This window comes from Endozoicomonas numazuensis, from assembly GCF_000722635.1.
Classification (GTDB): Bacteria; Pseudomonadota; Gammaproteobacteria; order Pseudomonadales; family Endozoicomonadaceae; genus Endozoicomonas_A; species Endozoicomonas_A numazuensis.
In genome coordinates this window covers 1,530,490-1,542,633 of the sequence record NZ_JOKH01000001.1, presented here as the reverse complement: position 1 = coordinate 1,542,633, position 12,144 = coordinate 1,530,490, and the positions used below count along the sequence as shown (strand labels likewise).

The following is a 12,144-nucleotide window of genomic DNA, read 5'->3' as shown; positions in this document are numbered from 1 at the left end:
TTCCTTATACGTGATAGCCGCCATCAACCGAAATCATCTGTCCGGTAATATATTTTGCTCTGGATGAGGCCAGAAAACTTGCTGCATCCGCCACCTCTTCCGGTTTACCAAAACGTTGTACACACAACCCTTCTTTCACCAGATCGCACCACTGATCATCAAAGACACCTTCTTCCCTTAAACGCAAGAAGATGCCGGTCTCAATCACACCAATGGCCACGCTGTTAGCTCTGATGCCATAAGGCCCTTCTTCTTTGGCAATGCCTTTGATCAATGCTTCTATGGAGGCCTTAGGTGCTACAGATAAAACGTCGCGAGCCGGATAACGGCTCAATCCTGCCGAACTGATATGCACTATTGAGCCATGACTTTTTCTGAGATAGGGAATGGCAGTATGGGCAACATTATAAAAGCCATTAACATCACTCTGGATCACTTCCTGCCAGAGTTGAGGCTTGATGTTGACGATGTAATCCTGAGGAATATCATAACCGGTGGCCATGATCAGAGTGTGGACCTGACCATATTGTCGGGACAGTTGCTCGAATAAAGTAGCAATGCCATCCAGATCTGCCATATCCAGCTGAAAGGCTTCTGCAATGCCTCCAGCAGATTCCACTTCTGATACGACTTCCTGAGCGCGGGTCTGGTTTTTATGATAGGTCAGAGCTACTTTGGCTCCCATTTCACAAAGACGCTTGCAGACGGCACTGCCGACTCCGCCACTACCACCTACTACCAGCGCCACACCATCGGGAAATTCTTTGTTGTTATTATTCATGAAGTGTCTCTGCCAGAGAGAAGCAAAAGGATCTATTTATAGTGTTCCTATAAATAGATTGAGTACCTGAATTTTTTCGCCTGACACTCAATCTATCATCGTCCGAAGGGACTAACGCCAAGAGCCCGGTCGATCAGGGTTAGAACTTTTCATACCGGGCCCACCCGACTGTACTAAGGTAAATGGCTATTTCTCATTGGTTTAGATCTGAGGTATTCAATGCCCGACTCCCGGACAAACTTCAGCGTATGCTCAAAAGGCTTTAATTTCTGCTTTCTTTGCCTATTCATCCACTATGCCCATAGCGATTTAGCGTTCACTCCAATTGAAAATATTTATTCACAATTCGCAATAGTCAGTCTGGTCAGTGAATTCGAAAGCGGTGAAATATTCACCAACCCACATTTATGCAATGGCTATATTCATCCACATACAAATAGCTTGACCGTACCCGAGGGATGCAGGGCTGAGATTAATGATATTCTGATCAAAAGAACATTTGCCCAATATCACGCCCAAACTCACTACCCAAGAATCAAGGTTTTTAGCTGCGTCAATCCCACAGGATTGGGTTACATTGATGAGCCCGATCGGTCCGGGCTTTTTTATCTCGATCAAAACAACACGCCTATGACCGGGAACATTCAGATCAGTGGCAGTGAACTTAAAAAACATACGTTTGTAAAGGTAGCTCCGCAAAATATCAAGCCGTCGGTACACTGGTTTAAAGACAGACATCTGGCCTGCCTGAACTTTGATTTGAGTGCCGAATATGAGCAGAGCTCATCCACCTGTCAAAACGATAACTTGAATGAACCCAAGCCTCTACGAGTTGACGATCAGAAACTATTGATTACTGGCTTTAGCGCACACTGTGCAAGTAATCGCCTCACTTTACCCATACCACAGGGAAAGGACCCCGTTAGCTACAAAAGCGCTGTATCCAGAAACAACAAAAAAATCCGCTTCCCTACTGTCGATGACCCCGGTGTCTATCAGGAGCTAATGATGATTTACACTATCGTCGCATTGGAAATTGCCTTTCTGACTGGGGCTGCACTCATCTATTAACCCAGCCCAGCATGGAGTGGTCAAATACACTCAGTCGCCCATGCCGGAAATACAGCTCTTTACAGAGCTGGGTAGCAGGTGACTATACCCATTGGATTTCAAGATGCTACCAGGCGACAAGTGAGCGAAGCCCTGTGAGCCTACAAGTAGTAGGTGATCAGGGTGAGCGAACGCTGGCAACAACGTAGCATCTTGAAAGGCGATGGGTATAAAGAGCCTGAATGAGGAAGGCCAGAGAACCTGACCTTCCTTCAAAGCAGTTAAAGCTTGGCTTTTGCCTTGCCAATCTGGGATTGCAACCAGGCAATTTCACTGAAGGTTTTATGCGTTTCTGCGGCTCTTTTCAGCAAGACCTGAAGCACCTGAACATGTGTTTCGTTCACTTTCTTATTGTCTGGCTCCGCCTCAAGTGCCACTTCTACCAGGTGTATAGCCTTGATAGGGTCACCTTCTTTCAGTTTCTTCTGCGCCATACTGATAACGTTATCAACGCCACCGGCCAGTTCAACCAAATCCTGGTAAACGACTGTAGGTCTGTATGGGTACAACTCACTGGTGTACTTATACTGGAACCAAGCCCCTGCCTGATTGACGGTTTCACGAACCGTCCACTCAACACGACCATGCTGCTGACTCAGGCTGGAATATTCTTCAGGCAGCTGAATATCACGCATCAACTCATAAACATCTTTACCCTGGCTCAAGCCCGCCCAGATTTCGTCATAAACATAAGTTGCAGCATCTCTGAGCAGAGTCAGGTTACTCATGATCTCTTTTTTATCAGTAATAGGTTCATCCTGACCTGGCAACAGAATTTCCGGCTCCAGTTTGATCATGGTATTGAGGGTATCAATGTACTCTTCCAGAATACGGTTACGGTCAGAGCGCACGGTTCCCAGGTTGGGCCACATAGGAATTTCCGGTCCTACAGAACCGCCACCGGCAAACAGGATTTTCTCTTCCGGCATCCACAAACCTGCAGAGTTAATGCCTTCCGCACCCGGCAAAGCCAGCACCTCAAACTTCACCCCACCCAGTTCAAACTTGTAACCTTCATGGTCTTCTACCATGACATCCGGGGTGATGGGCTTATAAGGGAATGGATCTTTTTTCTTGGCCTGCTGCTGGGACTTTTTCATTAACTCTTTAGTCCAGCTATAAAGCTCAGCATACCTTGGCAGCAGGAACTGACTGGCTCTCTTTCTGTGCACCATGTACTCCGCCGATGAACGGGTCATGATGATTTGAGTGTCTTCGTCCCTGATCAGGGAAATACCACCTACGTCGTCTTGCTGACCCTGAGGCAGAAAGATGTATTTAACTGGCCCTTTCAGCACTTCTTTTAATAACGCCATTTGCTTAGGCGCCTGATGGGCAAAACCGGTATCAATAACAACGGCCCCTTCTGGCGTATTGACCAGGTATACGTTGGCAAGACCCGATACATAAAATACATTTTCAGTAATGGCTACACGTTCAATAGGTACACGAATAAGGTCACCTACCGGAGTACCTCCTGCGCGGACATCTTTGGTGTTCAGATTCACATCCGTACCGGTGGAAGCACTGGCAGCGACACTTAGGCTCAAGCCAAGCAGCCATGAGCCAAGCAGCCTTGAGCCAAGCAGCCTTGAGCCAATAGAACGTACGACAGAAATCTGTTTCAAACTGGAGGGAATGGACATAGGTTAGGTTCCGTATTTTTTCGCTCATGGCTGTTTTATTTTTATTCTTACCGCGAACTCCCTCTGATAAAACGGAGAAATTTAAGCACACGGTAGCTTGCCTTATTAAGGCCCCACACCTGACAACAGAACAGCATGGATAATTTGACTTGAACTATGACAAATAAGTTTACACTTTTCAATATATGTTTCATTTTATAAGGAATTCTTTTACATCCAACGACAATCCCATAAAATTCCCGGGAACCTGAAGACTCTAATGAGACATTGAACATGAGTAGCGACCATGAGTAGCGATCCTCTTAGCCAAGCATCAAATAACAACAGCGCCAAAGCCAGCCGCACACTAAACCTGATACTGGATGCCGCCATGCGATGCTACGAACGAAACGGCATAGACAAAACCAATATTGATGAAGTGGCTCGTGAAGCCAGTGTCAGTCGCACCACATTTTATCGATACGCTAAAAATCGCGAAGACCTGTTCAACCAGGTACTCAAGCGTGATGCACAAGAGAGACTGGAAGAGAGAAAAGTAGCATTGCGCTATCACGAAAATCTTGCTGACGTATTGATTGACGGCGCACTGTTCAATATGCGCGGCAGAAAACACCGGACCATGTTCAAGTTATTGTTCAGTGAAGAAACACCTTCTTCTATGGGTCGCACCAACCTCTCTCCAGACAACTTCCGATTTATGACACGGTCAATGATCGAAGAAGCATTCAACAGAGAAGAAGAGAAAGGTAATATTCGTGAAGGAATGAATCTGGACTTAGCCGTCGAATTTATATGCAGAATCCTGCTGTCATTGATGGCGTATCCTGACCCCTATCTCGACAATGAAAAACGACTAAGAACATTTCTGGAGGCTACTCTGCTTCCACCCATCATCAAGGATGTCTGATGTTCAACATACGCAATGCTCATTTGGATGACTCAGGAAAACTCGCTGCCATTGGTTACACCGTTTGGGTCACCACTTACGCAAAAGAAGGCATTCGTGACAGCTTCCTGAATTTTCTCGCTAATGAATTTTCCAATGAGCACATGCAAGAAAGGATCAAAAAAAATCAGGTACTGGTCGTAGAATCTGGTGAGCATTTATGTGGCTATTCTGTGATGGAACAACCAGAAACAGGCAAAAAGTGTGAACTCATAACATTCTATCTTCTGCCCGAATTTCAGGGAAAAGGCCTTGGCAAAACACTTTTGGAAGCTGTGAAACAACAAGCCCCTGAAGGTCTGTGGCTCAGCTGTTATGAAGGTAATAAGCAGGCTTTAAGCTTCTATAAGAAGCAGGGACTGAAATGCATTGGAAGCCGATATTTTGAACTCGAAAGCGAAAAACATTTGAATTGGATTTTTGAAAGCCAGCTAACATAACACTGATCTCCTAAGAACTACAACATCGTCCAAAAAGACGATAAAGCACTTGCTTGACACCTCTCTAACGAAGTATCCTGCTGCCAGAACTGTGGTGACCGAAGGGAGTATACGGGTTACCGAAACGGCAGCAGGGATAATCCCATCAGTACCATTGCATCTGATGTATACCAACAACCTTGAGTATTGCTAACCAGCGCCCAAATCGCCATGAGCCTGAATCGCCCATTGCGTAAAGAAGCTCGCAATTCTCAGGGCAAAAGAAAAAGAACAGATCTATGAGCGAGATTATCAGCGTAGAAGAATTTAGCCGCCTTACAGGCGCTTTATATGAGGGGCTTCAACAAAAGGTTCCCTGGAAATCCTTTCTGCACAGCTTGCAGGAAAAAATGGATGCCAATTTTGTAACCTTTATTATTCGCCCCCCTTCCAATGAATCTGACGGCCTGATTCTGAGTACAGGGCACACTGGCGATGAAGTAGTTGCTTCCTATAACAAGCACTTTTTTGCTATGGACCCTTTTGTCGACCTGCCCAGCAGCAGTGTTGTGACACTGGATGAGTTCATCCCTGAAAGTGAACGTAAAAACTCGGACTACGTCCAGCAGTTTCTGGCCCCAATGAATGTTCACCATATTCTGGGGACAGACATTAATACCCGCGATGGGGCAAAATACAGCCTGCGGATCAGCCGCAGCTGCGAAAGCGCCCCCTTTACCCAGAAAGATAAAGAGGTGGTGAGTCTTTTTGTTCCACACCTGCAACACGCTATTGATATTAACCATCAAATCAATCGTGTAGAAACTGAGCGTGATTTATACGCGGGTGCCGTTGACCAGCTTGCTGTCGGCACCATTATTCTGGATGAAGAAGGAAAAGTCATTCAGACCAATCATGTGGCCCAGGACCTTATTCAGGAAAACGATGGCCTGAAGCTTACCGGACATTCTCTGCAAGTAGGCACCAGTCGTGACACACGCAAGCTTCGTGAACTGATCAAACAGGCTCTTTCTGCCCAGCAGAAAAACACACCATCGGTGGTAGAAGCCCTGAGAATTCAGAGACCTTCCGGGAAGAGTGATCTGGGCATTGTAGTTCGCTCTGTCCCCACCAATCAGTGGGCTGAAGGAAAGCAGTGTCCGTCGGTGGTTATTTTTGTCAGCGACCCTGACAGACAATCTCAGGCACCTCAGGAAATCGTCAAGGCGCTGTTTGATCTGACACCTGCTGAAGCCCAACTGGCTATGTTGCTGGCTAATGGTTTAACACTTGATGAGACTTCTGAGCAACTGTGCATCAGTCGTAATACGGCAAGAGCCCATCTGCGCTCTATCTTTTCCAAAACCGGTGTTACCCGCCAGACCATGCTGGTAAGACTGATTTTAAAGAGTGTGGCGACTCTGGGATAATGAACTTTGCGAAGACACCCGGTTGAATATCTTTGTTTAACCGGGTGAACACCTTCCATTTTCTGGTCACCGACCCCTTTAAAAAATTGATCTAAGTCAACCGCCTTTCTCTCAATCGTCCGGACAGACGATGTTCTACCCCCCCCTCTACCTACAATGCAGAAAAAGCATTTTAAAAATTCCAATCAGGCTAGGAGCCCGTCGCACTTGAGTTTTCTGCGACAAGCACCTAGATAGCCCAGCGGGAGAATAATAACGATGAGCCAGCTGCACAGAATTGAAGCCAAAGAAATTGAAGATCGCTACGCCAGGGGTTGGCACTGCCTCGGCCTGGCAGAAGACTATAAGGACGGAAAGGCTCACACTCTAGATATTTTCGGTACCAAACTGGTGGCCTACCAGGGTGAAGACAAGCAAATCCATATTCTGGATGGTTACTGCCCACACATGGGTGCTGATCTAAGTAAAGGCTGCATCGAAGGCAACTCCATTCGCTGCCCATTCCACGACTGGCGCTGGGATGCTGATGGCAAGTGCGACGATATTCCGTATGCCAAACGCATTCCACGTAAAGCTCAAATCAAATCCTGGCCCATCAGTGAACAGAACAATCTGCTCTTTATCTGGAACGACCCTGAAAATAACCTTCCTCTCGAAGAGCAAGCTATTCCAAGAGTAGAAGCCTGCTTCAGTGATGACTGGGCTGACTGGGAAGTGGCCAACCTGACCATCAAAACCAATTGCCGAGAGCTGATAGACAACATTGCCGACAAAGCGCACTTTGGCCCGGTACACGACGCACCTAACAAGTTCTTCTCAAACCGTTTTGAAGGTCACGTTGCAGAACAAACCATGATCGGTAACAGTCCTCGACTGTCCGGTGAAAGTGACCTTAAGACAGTGGCCACATACTATGGCCCAGCTTACCAGATCACAGAAATGACCGGAGAAATGGACGGTATGCCCATTCACTCCATTCTGCTGAACTGCCACATTCCTATTGATCATGACAGCTTCCAGCTTCGTTACGGTGTACTGGTACAGAAAGTTCCAGGCTTGAGTGACGAGCAAAACCGTGAAATTGCCCAGGGCTATATTCAGCTGGCTCAGGAAGCTTTCTTTGAAGATGTTGCCATCTGGGACACCAAAGTCCGTGTCGACAACCCGATCCTTTGCGACGGCGATGGCCCTGTTTACCAGCTGAGAAAGTGGTATGACCAGTTCTATACAGACATTGCTGACGTAAAAGAAGAAGTGAAAGATCGCCAGTATTTTGAGTATATAGAACAAGGTTCTGAAGAAAAGCTGGAAGCAGAACCAGCCTGATACAAAACGACTGTAACTGTCAATTAAGAATGAAGGGATGCAAAGCATCCCTTTTTAGAAACTGAACGAAGGTAAGTCGATCGACTTATATTTAATCAATTTCTTACTAAACAACTCAGAGCGAAGAAAAGTATTTTGCCCCCTTGAATACGAGAAATCATAAAGCAAAATAACTTTCACGATAGACAGTTCCCCAATAAAGAGCCAGTGATGGCTCACAAACTATAAAAGGGATCCTCCATGATTGAAGCCACTGACTACATCATCATCGGTGCCGGCTCAGCCGGATGCGTACTGGCCAACAGACTTTCTGCCTCTGGAAAGCATCAAGTGCTGCTGCTGGAAGCAGGCGGCGGTGATCGCAACCCGTTGATTCATCTACCCATGGGTTTCAGTCAGTTGATTGCTACCCCCAGTGTTAACTGGGGCTATCAGACCGAACCTGAGCCCTTCATGCACAATCGGGTTATTGATTGGCCCAGAGGCCGTGTTGTCGGTGGCAGCAGCTCCATAAACGGCATGGTATACGTCCGTGGTCAACTGGAAGATTTTGATGATTGGGCTGCCCTTGGCAATGAAGGCTGGACTGGTCAGGAAGTGCTGCCTTACTTCAAGAAAAGTGAGCAGTTTGAGCGAGGCGGCAACGACTATCATGGTGACAAAGGTGAAATGGCCGTTTCTGATTCAGACTACAGAGACCGGCATCCTCTCACCAACCTTTATGTTCAGGCTGCCAACCAGGCCGGCCTACCCTTTAACGACGATTACAATACCGCTGTTCAGGAAGGAATCTCCTTTACTCAGAACACGATTAATAATGGCCGCAGAGCCAGCACTTACAGAGCCTTTGTAAAAAATGAATTAAAAACACGTAATAATCTGACCGTTATTACAGACGCTCTGGTCGAAAAAATTGACATTGAAAGTGGCGCAGCCACTGGCGTGACTTTCAAACATAAAGGCAAGCAACACACGATTAAAGCCGCCAAGGAAATTCTACTGGCCGCAGGCGTCAACAATAGCCCAAAAATCCTGGAACTTTCCGGAATCGGGCGAAAGGACATTCTTGAAAAAGCCGGCATCCAACAAAAGCATGAGCTGAAGGGAGTGGGCGAGAACCTGCAAGACCACATTCAGATGCAGGTGGTTCATGAACTCAACGGGGTGGGCAGTGCCAATGACGCCCTGAAACCCCACCGCCTGATCATGGAAACCGTCAAGTACCTGGTCAAACGACGCGGTTTCCTGGCTAATGGTGTTGCACCTATTCTGGGCTTTATAAAAAGCGATCAGAACGAGTCCCGCCCTGACATACAGCTGCACTTTGCTCCCGCCGGCGGAGAAGTCACAGACACCGGACGCTTACTGCCTGCAAAAGTTCCATCGATCACCTCTACAGCTAACGTCATGAGGCCGGAGAGCAGAGGTTATAGCCATATTAAAAGCAGTGACCCAAAAGAGGCGCCGACCATTCTGGCCAACTACCTTTCCACAGAGCATGACCGAAAGAAATCCATCGAGTGTGTAAAATGGCAGAGAAAGATTTACTCGCAATCCCCTCTTGCCCCTCTTCTTGAAAAGGAAACCCTGCCTGGCAAGAAAGTCGTCAGTGACGAAGAGATTCTGGATTACGTCATGAGAGACGCAAAAACGGCTTACCACCCCATTGGTACCTGTAAAATGGGTCGCGACGAAGAAGCAGTGGTTGATAGTCGTTTGAAAGTTCACGGCATTGATAAACTCCGCGTTATTGACGCCTCAATCATGCCCCTCCTTCCCTCTGCCAACACCAACGCAGCAACCATTATGATTGCAGAACGTGGTGCTGAGTGGATACTGGCCAGCTGACATATCGCACCTCACCCTGAATTAGAGATAGCCTTTTAAGACTCGGATATAAAAGGCTATCTCCAACTTCCCCCTCTACTGCAGCCAAGCGTTAATAATCATACATGCTCCGTTCATCCTAAGCTTTCCCTGGGATGCCAGTCATGCACTTCGGCAAACTCAGTGCCGACAGCACGGGGTTTAGCGCTTAGCTGTATCAGTACTTCCCACACTATCAATTAACCGTCTATTTCTTGAATAATTATACGACGATAAAACTCTATGTAACTCTTTTACCCAAGGTTAACTATTTACCCACTCTCTTCACAACTTCAGTTAATACAGGCACATCAAACAACCGATTAACACAGATGCCTTAAAAATAATATACGACAATTCCATATTAATTTAAGTATTTTCGCACACTCCATAAGTTAAATCACCTGACTTACTATAGATCTCGTCAAGGTGAATACCAAGACCCATAAGAACAATATTTCAAGCAAAAAAAGAACAATTATGAACATTAAGAAAGCCATAGCTCCAGTGATGATGCTCTCAGCATTATCAGCCTCCATGGCTGTAGTTTCTGAAGAAGCGCAGGCCAAACAACCCAACGTAGTCGTGATCGTAGCGGACGATCTCGGTTCTTATGACCTGGGCTTTAATGCCAAGAAGTTCCAACAGGCAGAAAATGCACCGACTGTCATCAGCACTCCAAATCTGGACAAGCTGGCTGAGGAAGGTGTTGAAATGACCCGCTTCTACACCAGCCCTAAATGTACCCCGACCCGTGCAGAAATGTTCACTGGCCGCAACACCATTGACATGGGTATCCAATACTCAACCATCTACCCATGGGAACAAACCTCTGTACCTCTATCTGAGCATTTCATGCCTCAGTCCTTCCAGGCGGCTGGCTATGACACCGCGATGATTGGTAAGTGGCACCTGGGTCATACTTACGACCGCCAGGCTCCAAACGCCCGTGGTTTTGACTACTTCTTTGGTCACCTAAACACCAACGGTGACTACTTCAAGCACACTGTTCAGCGCGCTCCCGACCTGCAGCGTAACGGCGAAACCGCTCACGAATACTTCAAAGACAGACCTGAGTTCAACCCGGATCTGCCAAACTACGGTCCGTTCGTTTTAAGTCACGAAGCGGTTGAGTGGCTGAAGAACGAAAGAACCAACAAGAACAACAACAAGAAAAACCCATTCTTCCTGTATGTTCCATTCAAGGCGCCTCACTCACCTCTGCAGGCACCTGAAGAACTGATCACTGAAACTGATGAGAACGGTACTCCATGGGAAGACGATAACCGTGCTACCTATGCTGCAATGGTTACCGCTATGGATACCGCTATTGGTGAAATCATAGAAGAACTGGAAGCTCAGGGTGAAAAAGAAAACACCATTATCATGTTCTTCAGTGACAACGGGGGCATGACTGGAAGCGGCGGTGCCAGCAACTTCCCATTGAAAGGCAAGAAAGGTCTTGGTTATGACGGTGGTATTCGCGTTCCAGCCATCATCACCTACCCGAAAAAGCTGAAGCCAGGTGTTAACGACCAGTTCATGTCTGCTATGGATATCTTCCCGACCTTTGCAACTGCAACAGGCGTTGAGCCACTGAACACCAAAGAATTCGCTGGTGAAGACTTGTGGAAAGAGATCAAGAAGGGCAAGACCAAGCCACGAGAAGAATCCCTGATCTACGGATCAAACGACGTAGTCGGTGACAAGCACCACTTCGCGGTTATCCGTCCAGACGGAATGAAGATGGTACAGACCGTTCGCACAACTTTCGAAGAGCAAGAAATCACCAGCGAACTGTTCAACATCATCGACGATCCTTCTGAGTCTGTTGACCTGTGGGGCACCCGTCCTCAGCTGCAACAAGAAATGCAGGAAGAGCTGACCGAATGGCGCCAGCGTCGCCCATGGGCTGGCGGCATCTCTAAAACTGTACCTCAGGCGGGCTGGAGAGCACCTGCAGACTGGGCTGTTGAAATGAAACTGCGTAGTTCCAACCTGCAGGAAGACGCTGTTGTCGAGAGTGGAAGTATTGACAACATCTACGGCTTCCTGAATGAAGTAGACAACCCTGGCGCTCTGTTCTTCCAGGACCTGAAATACAAAAAAGCAGGCGTTGGTGTCCTGAAGTATGAGTGATCAATACTCCAGTCAATCACTGATCTGACTTGAAAAAGAACGCCTCCATTTTGTGTTGTAATGGAGGCGGTCTTTTTCTATTAAGAAGTCAAAAGAATAAAGCTTTCGGCTATTAAAAGAACCGGTAACTGAGTTACAGTCAAGGTTCATAAATTCCATCTACAGGAGTGTCGAATGAAACCTTTATATCTTGCAGCCATTGCTGCCACTGTACTGCTCACGGGCTGTGCTTCGCCTCATATCATCACTATGAAAGATGGCCGCACTATCGCCACTCAAGACGCTCCCGAAATGAATGATGATGGCTTTTATGAGTATGAAACGCCGGAAGGCTCTGATGCCAGCGTGAATGGCTCCGAGGTTCTGGAAATTAACGAGAAGTGATTAGAAGTGAGAGCTGCCATATAGAGCCTATTTAGAAATGTAGGGAAGGTTCGCTCTCATCTTGCAAGAAAAAGAATACCCATCAAACCTCACAAAC

Annotated in this window: 10 protein-coding genes; 8 read left to right on the top strand and 2 right to left on the bottom strand. The window is 47.0% G+C overall.

Going from position 1 to position 12,144, the window contains the following annotated elements; all coding sequences use genetic code 11:
- Window positions 1-4 precede the first annotated feature (4 nt).
- Entirely contained in the window at window positions 5-781 is a 777-nt protein-coding gene (locus tag GZ78_RS06790) for an SDR family NAD(P)-dependent oxidoreductase (RefSeq protein ID WP_034833691.1), read from the bottom strand.
- Between the two features lie 441 nt (window positions 782-1,222).
- Here GZ78_RS06790 and GZ78_RS06785 point away from each other — a divergent pair, with 441 nt between their 5' ends.
- On the top strand, window positions 1,223-1,852 hold the full coding sequence (locus tag GZ78_RS06785) for a hypothetical protein (RefSeq protein ID WP_152558581.1): 630 nt from the start codon (window positions 1,223-1,225) through the stop codon (window positions 1,850-1,852).
- 260 nt (window positions 1,853-2,112) lie between these two features.
- Here the strand turns inward: GZ78_RS06785 and GZ78_RS06780 are convergent, their stop codons facing one another.
- Entirely contained in the window at window positions 2,113-3,537 is a 1,425-nt protein-coding gene (locus tag GZ78_RS06780) for an alkyl sulfatase dimerization domain-containing protein (RefSeq protein ID WP_034833687.1), read from the bottom strand.
- A 286-nt stretch (window positions 3,538-3,823) separates the two neighbouring features.
- On the opposite strand from GZ78_RS06780, the gene GZ78_RS06775 reads away from it, so the two are divergent.
- The 7 genes from GZ78_RS06775 to GZ78_RS06745 all read left to right on the top strand — a co-directional run bounded on the left by GZ78_RS06775 (window position 3,824) and on the right by GZ78_RS06745 (window position 12,047).
- Entirely contained in the window at window positions 3,824-4,444 is a 621-nt protein-coding gene (locus GZ78_RS06775; RefSeq protein ID WP_034833686.1) for a TetR/AcrR family transcriptional regulator, read from the top strand.
- On the top strand, window positions 4,444-4,923 hold the full coding sequence (locus tag GZ78_RS06770; RefSeq protein WP_034833684.1) for a GNAT family N-acetyltransferase: 480 nt from the start codon (window positions 4,444-4,446) through the stop codon (window positions 4,921-4,923). The genes GZ78_RS06775 and GZ78_RS06770 overlap by 1 nt, the downstream gene beginning before the upstream one ends.
- Window positions 4,924-5,201: 278 nt before the next feature.
- Window positions 5,202-6,332 carry a helix-turn-helix transcriptional regulator gene (locus GZ78_RS06765; protein WP_034833683.1) on the top strand — a complete coding sequence of 377 codons (1,131 nt, stop codon included), beginning with the start codon at window positions 5,202-5,204 and terminating at the stop codon, window positions 6,330-6,332.
- Between the two features lie 258 nt (window positions 6,333-6,590).
- Window positions 6,591-7,658 carry a Rieske 2Fe-2S domain-containing protein gene (locus GZ78_RS06760; protein WP_034833681.1) on the top strand — a complete coding sequence of 356 codons (1,068 nt, stop codon included), beginning with the start codon at window positions 6,591-6,593 and terminating at the stop codon, window positions 7,656-7,658.
- A gap of 240 nt (window positions 7,659-7,898) precedes the next feature.
- Complete coding sequence (locus GZ78_RS06755) at window positions 7,899-9,506, top strand: GMC family oxidoreductase (protein ID WP_034833680.1); 1,608 nt, start codon at window positions 7,899-7,901, stop codon at window positions 9,504-9,506.
- A 498-nt stretch (window positions 9,507-10,004) separates the two neighbouring features.
- Complete coding sequence (locus GZ78_RS06750) at window positions 10,005-11,663, top strand: arylsulfatase B (RefSeq protein WP_152558580.1); 1,659 nt, start codon at window positions 10,005-10,007, stop codon at window positions 11,661-11,663.
- A 174-nt stretch (window positions 11,664-11,837) separates the two neighbouring features.
- Window positions 11,838-12,047 (top strand): YgdI/YgdR family lipoprotein, encoded by a 210-nt coding sequence (locus GZ78_RS06745; RefSeq protein ID WP_051785892.1) that lies wholly within the window; start codon window positions 11,838-11,840, stop codon window positions 12,045-12,047.
- Window positions 12,048-12,144 lie beyond the last annotated feature (97 nt).

What these genes read in the sequence shown, in the direction of transcription:
- GZ78_RS06775 (WP_034833686.1), top strand. Translation starts at nt 3,824, where the DNA reads ATGAGTAGCGATCCTCTTAGCCAAGCATCAAATAACAACAGCGCCAAA.
- GZ78_RS06780 (WP_034833687.1), bottom strand. Translation starts at nt 3,537, where the DNA reads ATGTCCATTCCCTCCAGTTTGAAACAGATTTCTGTCGTACGTTCTATT.
- GZ78_RS06755 (WP_034833680.1), top strand. Translation starts at nt 7,899, where the DNA reads ATGATTGAAGCCACTGACTACATCATCATCGGTGCCGGCTCAGCCGGA.
- GZ78_RS06790 (WP_034833691.1), bottom strand. Translation starts at nt 781, where the DNA reads ATGAATAATAACAACAAAGAATTTCCCGATGGTGTGGCGCTGGTAGTA.
- GZ78_RS06770 (WP_034833684.1), top strand. Translation starts at nt 4,444, where the DNA reads ATGTTCAACATACGCAATGCTCATTTGGATGACTCAGGAAAACTCGCT.
- GZ78_RS06750 (WP_152558580.1), top strand. Translation starts at nt 10,005, where the DNA reads ATGAACATTAAGAAAGCCATAGCTCCAGTGATGATGCTCTCAGCATTA.
- GZ78_RS06765 (WP_034833683.1), top strand. Translation starts at nt 5,202, where the DNA reads ATGAGCGAGATTATCAGCGTAGAAGAATTTAGCCGCCTTACAGGCGCT.
- GZ78_RS06745 (WP_051785892.1), top strand. Translation starts at nt 11,838, where the DNA reads ATGAAACCTTTATATCTTGCAGCCATTGCTGCCACTGTACTGCTCACG.
- GZ78_RS06760 (WP_034833681.1), top strand. Translation starts at nt 6,591, where the DNA reads ATGAGCCAGCTGCACAGAATTGAAGCCAAAGAAATTGAAGATCGCTAC.